Annotated in this window: 11 protein-coding genes and 2 tRNA genes; 8 read left to right on the top strand and 5 right to left on the bottom strand. The window is 58.4% G+C overall.

The window, feature by feature from the left end:
- Positions 1-61: 61 nt before the first annotated feature.
- Both PSDT_RS05210 and PSDT_RS05205 read right to left on the bottom strand, forming a co-directional pair.
- Positions 62-2,122 (bottom strand): DUF6020 family protein, encoded by a 2,061-nt coding sequence (locus tag PSDT_RS05210; protein WP_006288992.1) that lies wholly within the window; start codon positions 2,120-2,122, stop codon positions 62-64.
- Positions 2,123-2,192: 70 nt separating this feature from the next.
- Positions 2,193-2,266: transfer RNA gene (locus tag PSDT_RS05205), tRNA-Gly, on the bottom strand.
- A gap of 111 nt (positions 2,267-2,377) precedes the next feature.
- Between PSDT_RS05205 and PSDT_RS05200 the strand changes: the two genes are divergently transcribed.
- The 4 genes from PSDT_RS05200 (at position 2,378) to PSDT_RS05185 (ending at position 7,010) form a co-directional block, all read left to right on the top strand.
- Positions 2,378-3,010, top strand: a complete 633-nt coding sequence (locus PSDT_RS05200; RefSeq protein ID WP_006288993.1) for a hypothetical protein — start codon at positions 2,378-2,380, stop codon at positions 3,008-3,010.
- Between the two features lie 93 nt (positions 3,011-3,103).
- Positions 3,104-3,547, top strand: coding sequence for a large conductance mechanosensitive channel protein MscL (gene mscL / locus PSDT_RS05195; RefSeq protein ID WP_006291834.1), 444 nt, complete (start codon positions 3,104-3,106; stop codon positions 3,545-3,547).
- Between the two features lie 256 nt (positions 3,548-3,803).
- Entirely contained in the window at positions 3,804-4,073 is a 270-nt protein-coding gene (rpsO, locus tag PSDT_RS05190) for a 30S ribosomal protein S15 (protein ID WP_006288995.1), read from the top strand.
- A 168-nt stretch (positions 4,074-4,241) separates the two neighbouring features.
- The gene (locus tag PSDT_RS05185; protein ID WP_006288996.1) at positions 4,242-7,010 is read left to right on the top strand and encodes a polyribonucleotide nucleotidyltransferase; all 2,769 of its coding nucleotides are present in this window, start codon (positions 4,242-4,244) and stop codon (positions 7,008-7,010) included.
- Between the two features lie 318 nt (positions 7,011-7,328).
- On the opposite strand, the gene pgm is transcribed toward PSDT_RS05185, so the two are convergent.
- Complete coding sequence (gene pgm / locus PSDT_RS05180) at positions 7,329-9,005, bottom strand: phosphoglucomutase (alpha-D-glucose-1,6-bisphosphate-dependent) (protein ID WP_036737396.1); 1,677 nt, start codon at positions 9,003-9,005, stop codon at positions 7,329-7,331.
- 83 nt (positions 9,006-9,088) lie between these two features.
- Positions 9,089-10,366: a diacylglycerol/lipid kinase family protein gene (locus PSDT_RS05175; protein ID WP_036737397.1), complete on the bottom strand. Its 1,278-nt coding sequence runs from the start codon at positions 10,364-10,366 to the stop codon at positions 9,089-9,091.
- Positions 10,367-10,533: 167 nt separating this feature from the next.
- Here PSDT_RS05175 and serS point away from each other — a divergent pair, with 167 nt between their 5' ends.
- The 4 genes from serS (at position 10,534) to PSDT_RS07920 (ending at position 13,526) form a co-directional block, all read left to right on the top strand.
- Positions 10,534-11,820: a serine--tRNA ligase gene (gene serS / locus PSDT_RS05170; RefSeq protein WP_006288999.1), complete on the top strand. Its 1,287-nt coding sequence runs from the start codon at positions 10,534-10,536 to the stop codon at positions 11,818-11,820.
- Positions 11,821-11,951: 131 nt separating this feature from the next.
- Positions 11,952-12,037: transfer RNA gene (locus PSDT_RS05165), tRNA-Ser, on the top strand.
- A 339-nt stretch (positions 12,038-12,376) separates the two neighbouring features.
- Positions 12,377-12,625 carry a low temperature requirement protein A gene (locus PSDT_RS08425; RefSeq protein ID WP_006290306.1) on the top strand — a complete coding sequence of 83 codons (249 nt, stop codon included), beginning with the start codon at positions 12,377-12,379 and terminating at the stop codon, positions 12,623-12,625.
- The gene (locus PSDT_RS07920) at positions 12,510-13,526 is read left to right on the top strand and encodes a low temperature requirement protein A (RefSeq protein ID WP_197540486.1); all 1,017 of its coding nucleotides are present in this window, start codon (positions 12,510-12,512) and stop codon (positions 13,524-13,526) included. Before PSDT_RS08425 ends, PSDT_RS07920 begins: the two co-directional genes overlap by 116 nt.
- 290 nt (positions 13,527-13,816) lie before the next feature.
- Here PSDT_RS07920 and nagA read toward each other — a convergent pair whose 3' ends face one another.
- Positions 13,817-15,136, bottom strand: a complete 1,320-nt coding sequence (nagA, locus tag PSDT_RS05155) for an N-acetylglucosamine-6-phosphate deacetylase (RefSeq protein WP_006289000.1) — start codon at positions 15,134-15,136, stop codon at positions 13,817-13,819.
- Positions 15,137-15,171 lie beyond the last annotated feature (35 nt).

Below are 15,171 nucleotides of genomic sequence, written 5' to 3'. Positions count from 1 at the left end.
ACGCATGACCAGGCCGGGCAAGCATAATCAAGCATGCCGATCACACAAGGCGGCCTACGCCTCACATAAGGTAGGAGCGGCGGGTCCTGGCCCGATGCCGCCTGGTTTCGTGGCAGAACTCGATGGCCATGAGGAGGAAGACGAAGGCCACCGGGAGCATGTGGCGGTCGAAATTGTTGGCCGGCGAGAGCATCATCACCCCCATGAGCAGGAGGAGGGGGAATTGCCGCAGAAGGTGCTTCCACCGCCGCAGGATGAGCTCGGCCCCCATGAGCAGGAGGGCCGCCACCACATAGAAATTCCCCCGGATGATCCAGCCGATCAGAGGCAGGTCCTGCAGGTCATCGGTCAGGTCTCGCAAGCCCTTGCGCATCCAGGGGAACCAGGATTTCAGCCATTCCGTCTGTGTGTCCAGCTGGGGGGTGCTGAGGTAGTAGGAGACGGAGGTGTAAGGTTTGTCGTTGACGTCGAAATAGCCATATATCTTGGCCAGCATGGCGTCGGTGTAAATGACCGGGTTCCGCCTGCCCAAAGCCAGCCAAGCATGGTTGAACTTCTCCATGTCCTTAGCCGTGACCGTCTTCCACTTGTAGGTCTCCACCTTGCTGTCGCTGCCGGATGACTTGACCCGGTCGGCGTCGTTGGGGAAGTAGGTGTTTCCCATGGCATAGAGGTTGAAGATCGGCTGGAGCTCCTGTTTGGTTTCAGGGGAGATGTTGAGCGGGTCCAGCTTCATGACCCGGGCGATCTGCTGCACCTGCACCCCGCGGCTTTCGATGGGGTCCCCGTTAATGATGGACCCGGTGCTGATGGCCACGTTGAGGCCGATTTGGAAGATGAGCAGGGGAGCCATGAGCCCGATCAGCCAGACCCTCCACCGGGTCCGGTCGCAGATGAGGATCAGGACGATCTGGGCGGCGATGATGTAGACGGCGTATTTGGCGCTGACCAGCATAGCCAGGGAGCTGACGAAAAGGCCGATGATCGTGCGGGGGCTTATTTTCCGGCTGTTCGGGGTGGAGAGGATCTGATACCAGATGCCGAACCACCAAAGGAAGGCGTAAGCGAAGACCGGGGATTTGGTCAGGGCCCCCATGCTGAAGACGGCCAGGGGGTTCAGGGCGAAGAAGAGGAGGACGATCAGGCGAATCCAGGGGCCGGCCTCCTGCCTGATCTCCTGTTGACGGCCTGCTCCTTTTGGATCCCGGTAGACCCGGCGGGGGCGGCAATAACGGAAGAAGCGGGGAAGGGTGACGCAGACGCAGAAGAGGGCGAAGAGGGCCTGGAGCACGGAGGCGGCGATCAGCCCCCAATCCAAGGAGCCGGTCCAGCGGGAGGACATCTCCACCAGGAAACCGGTGATGAGGGTGAGGACGATGTTGTGTTGATTGGTCAGGTAGGTGGAGGTGGTCGGCCATAGATAATGGGCGATGGGGTAGATGTCCGCGATGTTGAAGGAATCGGAGTAGGAGGGCCGCCCCCCGTGCAGGAACCACATCCAGCGGTTGACTTCCGTCCATTGGGAGATGGCGTCGGCGCTGAAGACGGAGGGGATGAAGAAGAGGAAGACTCCCCAGAACAAGCCGATGACCAGGGCGATCTGCCAGGGGGACTGGGTGTGTCTCACGGACCAGACCTTCATCTTTTGGCAGAAGATCCGCCTCTTCTCCTTGCTTCCCTCCTCTTTTTTCTTGTTCCTCCTATTCCCTTTATCCCCCTTATTTATCACAGGGAACCGGCTTCGGATTTTGCGGCCGATCGGGAGCAAGGCCTTGGCCGCCAGGCGACCGGCCTGTTGGAGGAGGCGGAGGAGCTTCGACCCCAGGGTCCGCAGGAAGGCCCTGGTCCTTGATTCCCTCAGGCTGAGGGAGACCATGAGCCCGACCAGGCCAAGGTAGATTAGGAAAGTCACGATGAGGATGACCGCGTTTGGCCAAGAGAAGGCGGCGATGGTGGAGTCCTTCCGGTAGAGGGGGCCGACGGCCGTGCAGAAGGCCAGCCACAGGCAGACCAAGGAAACGAGGATCCAGCGCAGGACGATCCAGGCCAGACGGAAGAAACGGGAGGGAGGGGACAGGCGAAGGTCCGCCTGCGAATCGGCTTCTTTCTTTTCAGGATGCATCCGCCACCTCGCTTGTCGATTCTTGCCAAGACCCGCAAAAATGGGGAAGGCGCCATTCGGGAGGCAGGTGTGGAGCGAACGACGGGAATCGAACCCGCGTAATCAGTTTGGAAGACTGAGGCTCTACCATTGAGCTACGTTCGCGATGTTTCCGCAGGCGAGTCACCAAGCCATCAGGAACAAGATTCATTATACATAGGCTCTGGAATTATCGACGTCGCCGCCGTGGCGTGACTCGCTGCTAGGCTAGAGGTCATGAACAGCGCGCCAGAGCAAGATGAATTGGTGGAATCGGCCGAGAAATCCAACCTCTCGGTGGCCGACGTGCAAAAAAGGCAGTCCCACCCGGTGCGCATCGGCGTCTTCGTCATCCTGACCATCTTGGCCTTGACCCTCCCTTATGGCCTCGGCCGTCATCTGGCCCTGGAGAAGACCTCCAGCCTCATCCGTCTCGTCTCCGCCTACGACCCCTCCAGTGGGGCCTTGCTCTCCTGGGCCATCACCACCTTGACCTTCATGGCCACCGGCATGCTTCTGGCGGATTCCAAGAGGACCTTGTGGGGGATCATCACCTTGCTGGCTTTCAGCCTCCAGCAGTTCCTGTGCGGAATCGGCCTAGTCAAGACCGGCTTCTGGCATGCCACCGCCGTCGTCTACGGGCGCGCGGCCGGTTACGCCAACGCCCTCAACATCGGGGTCTTCGCCTCCGGGGCGGGGCTGGCCCTTTTCCTCATCATCTATCTGATCCTTCTTTTGGCCGTGAAGAAGACTTCGTCTTTGAATATCCTCACCCGGTCATGGATGGCTTTGCTCTTCCTTTTCCTGGTCGAAGTCCTGGTCCTGCTCATCTGTTACTTGGGGGGAATCGTGTCCATGGTCGTCTACTGACCTCCTTTTGCCCATCCCTATGCATAAAATGAAGGAATCCATCGCGGCATCGGACCGGTGCTGCTTCCTGTTTCGACCGAGAAGGAAATCATAATGTTCAAAGGATTCAAGGAATTCATCTCCCGCGGAAACATGGTGGAGATGGCCGTCGCCTTCGTCATGGGCTCCGCCGTCACCGCCATCGTCAACAGCCTGGTCACGAGCGTGATCCAGCCCCTCATCGCCGCCATCTTCAAGATGCCGGATATGAAGCACGTCTGGGTCGTCACCCTCAATAATTCCCCGATCAGGTTCGGCCTTTTCGTCGGGTCCATCATCAACTTCCTCATCATCGCCCTTGTGGTCTACTTCTGCATCGTTCTGCCCATGAACAAGCTGACCGCCTTGCTCAACCGCAATAAGAAGGACGAAGAGGAAGAGGAGCTGGACAACGAAATGAAGCAGACCGAGCTCTTGGCCGACATCAAGGAGCTGCTCGCCCAGCAGGCTCCGACCGCCGGTTCCAGGGCTCACGCGGTTGAAGAGGGGATTGGCTGACCGGCCCTGAACTTTTCGGCTGATAGTTTTCCGGCTGGCCTTTTCACCGGACCTTTTTCGACAGGCTCTTTCGGGTTTTCCGCCCGCCAGGGCCTGTTTTTCGTCAGTCTTTCCTTTCCGCCCCGCCGTGGTCCGCTCAGTCGTCCTTTTATAGGGACCTGATGGTAGAGTTGCTCTTCGGCGTGAGGATCGCCCGCGGATAAAGAGCGCTTCGGCATCGGGTCGGAGCACCGCGCAACGAATCAAGGAGGCCACTGTGGCACTCAGCAATGCAGAAAAGCAAGAGATCATTTCCCAGTACGCGACCCATGAGGGTGACACTGGTTCCCCTGAAGTTCAGGTCGCTCTCTTGACCGCCCGTATCAACAACTTGACCACCCACATGAAGCAGCACAAGCACGATTTCCATTCCAATCGCGGTCTGCTTCTGATGGTCGGTGAACGTCGTCGTATGCTCGATTATCTCAAAGGCAAGGATATCAATCGTTACCGCAGCCTGATCGAGCGCCTCGAGCTTCGTCACTAAAAAATTTTCGGCCCAGGTTCCTAGCCTGGGCTCTTTTTGATTAAGGCCCTTCATCAAGGACTCCCGAACGCGGATCGCTCACGGATCCGCCTCCAAAGTCCCCGGGCCGCTGATGATTCGCAAGAGGGTCTTGCGAATGAGGTTGATAGAAAAATAAAGGAGGAACCCATGGAGGGTCCCGATATTAAAGCAGTGGAAGCCGTCATCGACAACGGCTCCTTTGGCAAGCGCGTTCTGCGCTTCGAGACAGGTCGTCTCGCCCAGCAAGCCGATGGGGCGGTAGCGGCTTACCTTGATAATGATTCCATGGTCCTGTCTACCACCACCGCTGGTAGCAGCCCCAAGGAGAACTTCGATTTCTTCCCCTTGACCGTGGACGTGGAGGAGAAGATGTACGCGGCCGGCAAGATTCCCGGCTCCTTCTTCCGTCGCGAAGGCCGTCCTTCGTCCGAGGCCATCCTGGCCTGCCGGATCATCGATCGTCCTTTGCGCCCCCTTTTCCCTCATACCCTGCGCAATGAGGTTCAGGTTGTGGAGACCATCCTTTCCATCAACCCCGATGATTCTTATGACATGATCGCCATGAACGCCGCCTCGGCTTCCACCATGATCTCCGGCCTGCCTTTCGAAGGACCGGTCTCCGGCGTCCGCCTGGCCCTCATCGATGATCAGTGGGTGGCCTTCCCCAGCTGGTCCGAGCGTGAACGCGCCGTTTTCGAGCTGGTCGTGGCCGGCCGGGTCCTTGACAACGGTGATGTGGCCATCGCCATGATCGAGGCCGGCGCCGGCAAGAACGCCTGGAAGCTCATCTACGACGAAGGCATGACCAAGCCTGATGAAGTCGTGGTCGCCGGCGGCCTTGAGGCCGCCAAGCCTTTCATCAAGGTCATCTGCCAGGCCCAGAACGAGCTCAAGGCTCAGGCGGCCAAGGATACCAAGGACTTCCCCCTCTTCCCCGAGTACACCGAGGACCTTTACAACCGCATCGACCAGATCGCCCATTCCGACCTGGATGAGGCCCTGTCCATCGCCGAGAAGCTTCCCCGTCAGGATCGGATCTCCCAAATCAAGCAGGGCGTGGTGGAGACTTTGACCTCCGAGTTCACCGGCATGGAGGACGCCGAGAAGGAGAAGGAAATCGGCAACGCCTTCAAGGAACTGCAGCGTCAGATCGTCCGTCGCCGCATCCTGACCCAGGATTACCGCATCGATGGCCGTGGCCTGAGCGATATCCGCACCCTGTCCGCCGAGGTGGACGTGGTGCCCCGCGTTCACGGTTCCGCCCTCTTCCAGCGTGGCGAGACCCAGATCCTGGGTGTGACCACTTTGAACATGCTCAAGATGGAGCAGACCACCGACGCCCTGTCCGGTCCTGATACCAAGCGCTATATGCATAACTATGAGATGCCCCCTTACAGCACCGGCGAAACCGGCCGCGTTGGCTCTCCCAAGCGCCGTGAAATCGGCCATGGGGCTTTGGCCGAGCGTGCTCTGATCCCCGTGCTGCCTTCTCGCGAAGAGTTCCCTTACGCCATCCGTCAGGTCTCCGAGGCCATCGGTTCCAACGGTTCCACCTCCATGGGCTCCGTCTGCGCCTCCACCATGTCCCTGCTGGACGCCGGCGTTCCTCTGAAGGCCCCCGTGGCCGGCATCGCCATGGGCCTGGTCTCCGGCGAAGTCGACGGCCAGATGGTCTACAAGACCCTGACCGATATTCTGGGCGCTGAAGACGCTTTCGGCGACATGGACTTCAAGGTGGCCGGCACTTCCGAGTTCATCACCGCCTTGCAGCTGGACACCAAGCTGGACGGCATCCCCGCCGATATCCTGGCCGGCGCCTTGCAGCAGGCTTATGAGGCCCGCACCACCATCCTGGAAGTGATCGACGAGTGCATCGACGGCGTCAACGAGATGAGCCCTTACGCTCCTCGCATCATCACCACCAAGGTTCCCGTGGACAAGATCGGCGAAGTCATCGGGCCCAAGGGCAAGATGATCAACGAGATCCAGGAGAAGACCGGAGCCGAGGTCAGCATCGAGGATGACGGAACCGTCTACATCGCTTCCGAAGGGGGAGAGGCCGCCGAGGCCGCCCGCCAGATCATCGACCAGATCACCCATCCTCACATCCCCGAGGCTGGCGAGAAGTATCAGGGCAAGGTCGTGAAGACCACCAGCTTCGGCGCTTTCGTCAACCTGACCCCTGGCACCGATGGTCTGCTGCACATTTCCCAGATCCGCAACCTGGCCAACGGCGATCGCATTGACGCCGTGGAGGACGTGCTGCGCGAAGGCGACACCGTTGAGGTGGTCGTGCAGGGCGTGGACGACAAGGGCAAGATCTCCTTGGCTATCCCCGGCTTCGAGAATGAAGAGGGCAATGGCGGCTCCCGCGGTGGTGACCGTGGCGGGCGTGGTTCCCATGACCGTGGTCCTCGCGGCGGTCGGGATGACCGCTCTTCTCGGGGTGACCGGGGTGACCGGGGTGACCGGGGCCGTTCCATCCGCTATGATCGTGAGGATCGGGGAGATCGTGACGATCGCCGTTCCCGCTCCGACCGTTTCGACGAGGACGACCGCGATTTCGACGACCGTCCTTCTCGCTCCGATCGCCGTCCTCGCTCTTCCCGTGCCGACCGTTACGATGATGACCGTCGTTCCGACGATCGTCGTAACCCTCGCTACGAAGAGGATGACCGTTCCGACAGGTCCGACCGCGATGACCGCGACGATCGTGGTTACCGTTCCGACCGGGGTCGTGGGTCCCGCAGCCGTCGTTCCGACTGGTCCGATCGCTCTGACCGTGGCCGCTCCGGCCATGGTCGCGCTCCTCACTTCGAGGAGGATGAGAACTACGACGAGTACCGTGCCGCTCGTGAAGAGCGCACCTCCCGTCCTCGTCGCCGCGTCCGTCGTGATTTCGACTTCGACGACTAGGCCTGCCAAGCCGCTCGGCTTGACGCTCGTTGCTAGGCAGCGGCAAGACTTAGACGGCAAAGCTTAGATGGCAAAATAAGGCATCAGCAACAAAATACAGTGATAAGGCTGAATACAGCGATAAAGCTGAAGTAACGAGGCCGATTCAGAATAAAGGCTGACTCCGGAATCCCGGGGCCAGCCTTTCTGATTACTGTGCTGAGATTACTTCATTGATTGTTTCACCGATTACTTCAAAAATCCCCGCCAAGCTCAGCCGAAGCTGAAACCTGACGGGGATCCTTTTGAATTCGAAATTATCGGAACCGGAGGCTGCGACTACTCGCCCAAGGCTTTGTCGACCACGGCCGTCGCCTCATCCAACACTTTGTCCAAGGTCTCCTCGGAATCGAAGGACTCCGCATAGACCTTGTAGATGTTCTCAGTGCCGGAAGGCCGAGCGGCGAACCAATTGTTCTTGGTGGTCACTTTGATGCCGCCGATGCGGGCGCCGTTCCCGGGGGCGGTGGTCATCTTCTGCTCGATGGGTTCGCCGCCAAGGGTGGTGTCGGTCATGGACTCGGGGGTCAAGGAGGCGAACTTCTGTTTCTGCTCTAGGGTAGTGGGCGTATCGATGCGCTTGTACCAGCTCTGGCCGAAGCGGGCCACCTGCTCTTCATGCAGCTGGCCGGGGTTCTTGCCGGTCTTGGCGGTGATCTCGGCGGCCAAGAGGTCGGGGATGATCCCGTCCTTGTCGGTGGTCCAGACGCGGCCGTTGAAACGCAGGAAGCTCATGCCGGAGCTCTCCTCGCCGCCGAAGCCGACCTCGCCGTTGAAGAGCGGGTCCACGAACCATTTGAAGCCGACGGGGACTTCCACCAGCTTGGCGTTGATGGAGGCTGCCACGCGGTCGATCAGGGAGGAGGAGACCAGGGTCTTGCCCACGCCGGCCCCGGCGGGCCAATCAGGACGGTTGCCTCCGAAAAGGTATTCCACGCAGACGGCGATGTAATGGTTGGGGTTCATGACCCCGCTGCCCGGGCAGACGATCCCGTGCCGGTCGGCGTCGGGGTCGGTCCCGCCCACCAGGTCATACTGGTCCCAGGCGCCGGCGTTCAGCCGGTCGACCAGGCCCTTCATGGCGTAGGGGGAGGAGGGGTCCATGCGGATCTTGCCGTCGTGATCGATGGTCATGAAGGACCAGCGGGGGTCCACTTCGGGGTTGACCAGGCCGATGTTGAGGCCGTACTTCTCGTTGATCAGCTCCCAGTAATGCACGGAAGCTCCGCCCAAGGGGTCGATGCCTAAGCGGACGCCGGAGTTCTTGATCAGGTCGAGGTCGATGATGTTCTTCAGATCGTCCACGTAATGCTCGCGGTAGTCGAAACGCTTGATGAGGTCGGACTTGATGGCCTGCTCGTAAGGCACGCGGGCCACGTTCTTCCAGTTCGGCAGGAGCTCGTTGGCGCGGGCGGCGATGGCGTTGGTCGTCTCGGCGGGGGCCGGGCCGCCGGTCGGCGGGTCGTACTTGAAACCGCCGTCGGTGGGCGGATTATGCGAAGGGGTGACCACGATGCCGTCGGCCAAGTCGTCCCCGGTGAAGCGCTGGGTGCCGTCAGCGGCCCGGTTGTGTGTCAGGATCGCATGGGAGACGGTGGGGGTGGGGGTGAAGTCGTCGCGGGAGTCGATGCGCACGCGCACGCCGTTGGCGACCAGGACTTCGATGGCGGTCTTCCAAGCGGGCAGGCTCAAGGCATGGGTGTCGCGGCCCAAGTAGAGGGGGCCGGTGATGCCGGCGGCCTTGCGGTTTTCGGCGATGGCCTGGGAGATCACCACGATATGGGCTTCATTGAAGGAGGTCTTCAGGCTGGAGCCGCGGTGTCCGGAAGTGCCGAAAATCACACGCTCTTCTGGCACGTTCACGTCGGGGACAAGGTCGTAGTACTTTCCTAGAACCTCATCCACATTGATTAGATCTTCTGGGGTGGCGGGCATGCCCGCATTTTTTGCAACCATACCCTCCATTGTGCCACGCCAAGCAGACGCTGATGGTAGCGGTCACCGGCGACGCCAGTCGCGTTTTCGGTTTCGAAGACAGTCTAAAGGCTCACCTGTCCGAGGGTGGAGGCTTCTTTGCTGGTCAGAGGACCGTTATCGCGGGAATCAGTGGTCCGAGGGTCGTTGGTTCTCGGGTTGGCTGATTGGGAAGTCGCCCCGGTGGTCTTTCCCTCTCTCTGGGTCTCAGGGTCTCCCGGGTTCCCGGTACCCTCCTGAGACCCGGACTGGCCGGCTACATTGATTTGCGGGGCGCGGACGGTCAGGGCCTGGCGGTCCACGGTGAAGCGGATATGCTGGGTCTTCTCCAGAAGGTCCCCATCCACTTCGGCCAAGGCGGGCTTCTCCAGCATGATTTCGGCGCTGCGGGCCTGGTACTGCTTGACCGTGGAATGCTTGGTGATCGGGCTTTGCTCAGCCTTGCGGGTCACCGTCTGATGGATCACGTCGATGGCCAGGTTGAACCAGCCGAGCAGCCCGTGGGTCGTGTCCAGGGTCTCGAAATCGAGCAGCCCGTCGTCGAAGGCGGCGTCGGGCATGAGGGTGAAGCCGGGGATGCGCCCGCAATTGCCGGCCATCAGGGTGCGGAAGGTCTCGCCTTTGGTTTCGTGGATGGACCCATCGGCCTTCCGCAGGATGATCGACCCGTGGATGCGGGACTCGAACAGGTGGCTGATCGCCCCCCAGAAGTAGGCCATCCAGCTGATGGCTTTTTTCAGGTCGGGATTGGTGTCGTCGATCATCTGGGCGTCGAACCCCACCCCGGCGATGATCAGGAAGCCATGTTTGTGCTCAGGGTCGTCGGAATCCAAAAGGGCCATACGTCCCATGTCCACCCGGCGCGAGCCGTGGGAGGTGGCGATGGTCATGGCGGCCTCCAGGTTGTCGACCGGAATGCCCATGTTGCGGGCGAAGAGGTTGCCGGTGCCGATGGGGACGATCCCGAAGGCGTGCGAAGTCCCGGATATGGCCGATGCCACCGTGCGCACGGTTCCGTCGCCGCCGCAGGCCACCACCACGTCCGCCCCGTGGGCCAGGGCTTCTTCGGCGCAGGCCCGGCCATCTTTATCCAGCTGGGTGTCGATGAACATGATGTCGCTGATGTGATGGTCAAGGCAGAATTTCTTGATGAAGGCGCGGGTCTCTTCGGCTTGGGGTTTGGAAGGGTTGATGATGAAGGCGTAATTCACCTTATCTCCGTAGCGCTGCTCGGCTTGCACCACTTGATGCCGCCGGCGCAGGCCGACGATCAGGCCCACCAGCAGGGCGAGCGATATCAGTGCCGCCACTACCAGCAGGGCGATGATCCATCCACGACTCATAAGTAATATTATTATGGATTTTTTTGTTTTTTCCTGAGAAACGCTAAAATATTTCACGATTTCGCACAAAGAGCCGCTGTGGAGGCGGAAGTCCCTTCCTTTTCTCCAGCGTTCCCCGATGTTCTCCGGGGCCGTCCCCCGTCTGTGTTTCCAGCTATTGTGTAACCATGCTTGATATTCAATTCATCCGTGAAAACCCCGAAGTCGTGAAGGAATCCCAGCGCAAGCGGGGCGAATCCGCGGACCTGGTGGACCAGGTCCTCCAGGCCGACCGTCTGCGTCGTGACGCCTTGGCCGATTTCGAATCCACCCGGGCCGAACAGAAGAAGATGGGCAAGGCCGTGGCCGCAGCTTCGGCTGAGGAGCGCCCCGCCATCATCGCCCAGACCAAGGAATTGGCCGCCAAGGTCTCCGAATACAAGGAGACCGCTGATAAGGCGACCGAGGATTACACCACCGCCATGTGGAAGCTGTCCAACATCGTGGAGCCGGAGGCTCCCGAAGGCGGCGAAGATGATTACGTGGTCGTCAAGAAGGTCGGCCAGATCCGAGATTTCGCAGCCGAAGGGTTTGAGCCCAAGAACCATCTGGAACTGGGCGAAGGCGTCGCCGGCATCGACATGAAGCGTGGCGTCAAGGTCTCTGGTTCCCGTTTCTACTTCCTGCGGGGGGCCATCGCCCGCTTGGAGCTGGCCATGCTGACCATGGGCGTGGACCAGGCCGAGCGGAACGGCTTCATCATGGCGACCACCCCGACCCTGGTCCGCCCTGAAATCATGGCCGGAACCGGTTTCCTCAACTCCCATGCGGAGGAGATCTACCGTCTGCGCGAACCGGATGAGCAGTACCTGGTCGGCACCTCCGAAGTGGCCTTGGCCGGCATGCACGAGGATGAGATTCTGGACCTGTCCCACGGTCCGCTCAAGTACGCCGGCTGGTCTTCCTGCTATCGCCGCGAGGCTGGCGCCGCCGGAAAAGACACCATGGGCATCATCCGCGTCCACCAGTTCAACAAGGTGGAGATGTTCGTCTACTGCAAGCAGGAGGAATCCTACGAGCAGCACCAGAAGCTGCTGGCCATGGAACAGGAGATGCTGGGCAAGGTCGAAGTGCCTTACCGCATCATCGACACCGCGGCCGGCGATCTGGGTTCTTCCGCCGCCCGCAAGTTCGATTGCGAGGCCTGGGTCCCCACGCAGGAACGCTACCGCGAGCTGACTTCCACCTCCAACTGCACCGAGTATCAGGCCCGGCGTCTGAACATCCGCGAGCGTACCGAGGACGGCTCCACCCGGCCTGTTTCCACTTTGAATGGCACCCTGGCCACCACCCGCTGGCTGGTCGCCATCCTGGAGAACCATCAGCAGAAGGATGGGTCCGTGGTCATCCCCGCCGCCTTGCGTCCTTACATGGGCGGCCGGGAAGTGATCGAACCTACCAGCTGGGAAGCCTAGGCCTTCCGGTGAGCCGGCATAGATAGTGGTTCGCGGTTCGTGCGTGTCGGCCAGCCTGCCAATGGCTTTCTTTCAGCTATAATTGAAACCTGTGCATAGGGAATGGACGTATGAGCCTCCTCATGCACACTGGACAGGTGTCCGAGCGGTCGAAGGAAACGGTCTTGAAAACCGTCGAGCGAAAGCTCCGCGGGTTCGAATCCCGCCCTGTCCGCCACAGCTTGCTCGAAGAAGCGAGAAAGAGCCCTCAGCTCAGCCAGGAGACCGATGCCACTCGGTCCTCAAGCTGGGGGTTTCCTTGTTTCCTTGTTTCCTTGTCTCCTTGTCTCCTTATCTGCCTTTGTCCTCTCGCTTGTCGCTTATCTCTCAGCTACCGCCAGTCTATCGCTGAGCTATCGCAGATCTATCGCGCCCAAAGCTGTATTATATCTAGAGTCGTTGTATTGGTCGTGGCATTGATTACGTTGATTACGGCAGCAGCTGCATCGGCTATCGCGTAAGTCGCTGCATCGGCTAAAGCATTCATATCTCAAGCATCTCCAGGGGGGAGGTAACCATGACCTCGGCTTCAGACGGGCGTCCGGCTTCCACGAAAAGTCAGGGTCCGTACGCGAAAAAGGTCACGCTGTTCGAGCTCTTTTACGACCTGGTTTTCGTCTATGTGATTTCGCGGGCGACCGAGTTGATCCATCACCTGTACGAGGGCGTCATCAGCCCGCTGGCCTTGGTCACCTTCACCATCGTCGTCATCGTCTTCATCAATTCCTGGATGGTCCAAACAGTTTTTCACCAATCGATATGGTAAGTCATCGTGGATTGACGCCCTTTTCTACTTCGTCGACGCCGGTCTGCTGCTTTACCTGTCGAACAGCTTCACCGATGTGGCCGATTACCGGCCTTTCCTCCTGGTCGCCGGCCTGCTGTCCCTGACCCTCTTCGTCCAATACGGCATAACCTGTATCCTCTCCAAGAAGCGGCATGACAAGCAGATCGCCCTAACCTTCTCCGGAATTCTGCTTTTCCGCAGCCTGATCCTTCTGGTTGGCGGAATACTCAATACCGCGGCCGGCCTGATCATCGCCCTGACCGGCATCCTCCTGAGCTGGATAGCGCCCGGCTTGACCGGCAAATATACCAGCCAGTGTCCGATCATCTTCAGCCACCTGCTGGAACGACTGACCCTGCTGACCATCATCACCTTCGGGGAGACCATCGTGGGGATCGCCGCTTATTTCCTGCCTTCGAAATTCTCCCCGCTGTCCGTGCTCGTCTTCGCCGTGGTCGCCCTGCTCTTCGTCTCCTATGTGATCGAGTTCGACCAGCTGATCGATGAAGACAGGACGGGGGAGACCGGCAACGCCTTGATCTACCTCCATTATCCTATCCTGTTCGGAATCAGCCTGGTGACCGTTTCCCTCAATTTCATCAGCGAAAGCGAGGCGAATCTCCTCGCGGCCGTCTCCTATCTTTTCTGCGGGATAGGGTTGTTTTACCTGGGGATTTGGCTGGCTCGCAGATATAACCAAGCCCGGCGTCCTCTGCCTGCCGGCAAAGGCTGGCTGATGGCCGCTTCTGTGGTGGTCTGCTTTGGCTTGAGTCTGATCGGCAGGAACGCGCTCGCCATAGCCGCGTTTGCCGCCCTCTGTGCAGGGATCAATGGCGTTATTCTGGGGACTTGCAAGCCGATCAAAAGTGATGTATCCTGAATTCCGGATAATTCCAAGTAAGAATGGTGCTCACATTGCGAGGTTGCCATTTTGAATTCTCCGCATTAGCTTTTGGCTTTTGCAGGGTGAGGTTTCAGCCTCACCCTTTTTTATTTCCTCGCTCTTTTTGGCATATACGTCATTTTGTGTTGCTGTTAGGTATTGCGGTTACTGCCATTTTATCAAGAGGGGAAGAGGATAATTCCAAGCACGGTCACGAAGGCGATTGGCGCATAAGGATAAATTCAATTTCTGGAATTCTACAACATCCATGAGCATCTTGAAAATGATCAACGAATGGGGATGCCCTCAAGCCAGACGGATTTAACTGTCCAATCACTCTTATTCAATAGCAGGACATCACAAGAAAAACCAGGTTGAATTAATCCTAGAGGATAATGCGTTATTAAGTTGGGAGAGTCTAGACCCAGTGCTTTCGCTGGGGTTAATGTTGCAGCTTCCACGGCCTCTTTCGGCTCGATGCCTTCATCGAACACTGCGCGGGCTACAGCCTCATCAAGAAAGAGCGTGGACCCTGCGATTGTTTTTGTACCTGAAATGTATGCATGCCCGTTGTACACAGTTACAGCTGATTTCCCTAAGGAATACAATCCGTCCGCGCAATCAGCCGCGGCCATCGAATCCGTGATGAATGCGATGCGGTGAGGCGCTAATTTCATTGCGATCGACACCATTGAATTCTTGATATGGAATCCATCGTTGATGAGTTCGATAAAGACCTGGCGGTTCTCCACTGCGGCGGCGATTGGGCCGGGGGCTCGATGAAGAAGGGGATTCATGGCGTTATAGATATGTGTAAGGATCCTCGACCCATGCTGGATTCCTTCGACTGATTTCTCATAGTCAGCATCAGTATGTCCTAAAGCGGGGATGATGCCTGAATTGGAAATATCTTCAATCGCCTCAATCCCATTATCCAATTCCGGTGCAAGAGTAATTTGTCTGATTGCATGGGAATCAGTATGCGTCAATCGCTGCACGTTTCTTAGAGTTGGCGATTTGAGGAACGTAAGGTCGTGGGCGCCTTTCTTGCGAGGGGAGATGAAGGGACCCTCTAAATGACAGCCGAGAACATCATTCCGATTTTTCATTATATTAGAGATAGTTCTGATACTTTTTTGCATAGAAGGAATCGGGGCGGAAACAAGTGACAAAACCTGTCTCGTTGTCCCATGGTACAAATGGCCATTACGAGCACGGTGAATTGAACTCATATTGGACTCATCAAAACTATGCCCCCAGCTTCCGTGTGAATGTATATCGATATATCCTGGAACAAGTATTGATCCCTGAGCATCTACCATTTTCAGTTTTGTTTCATCGTTGGGAACTTGAGACGGTGCAAGCTGATGATAATAGTGATGAATCTCCTCTTGGAAGGTGTCTCCGTGTCCGCATAAGACGATTTTCCCTTGCTCGGCTAACAGCCAGAACGATGGGGATATTCCATTTGCATCGATTTTAACTGCGTTAAAGATTGCTAAAGGTTCATCGGAAGACCCTCTCCTACGAGAGAGCGAAGTATCGGTTCCGAGTACAGCTCGGTTTATCAATTCAGAAATTTTTTCTTGCTCCTGAGATGAAAGCATGATGTACCTACGTTTCAGCGTGAAAAGCAAATGAG

This window comes from Parascardovia denticolens DSM 10105 = JCM 12538, from assembly GCF_001042675.1.
GTDB classification, from domain to species: Bacteria; Actinomycetota; Actinomycetes; order Actinomycetales; family Bifidobacteriaceae; genus Scardovia; species Scardovia denticolens.
Note: the sequence above shows the minus strand (reverse complement) of the source record. Positions and strands in the feature narration are given on the sequence as shown.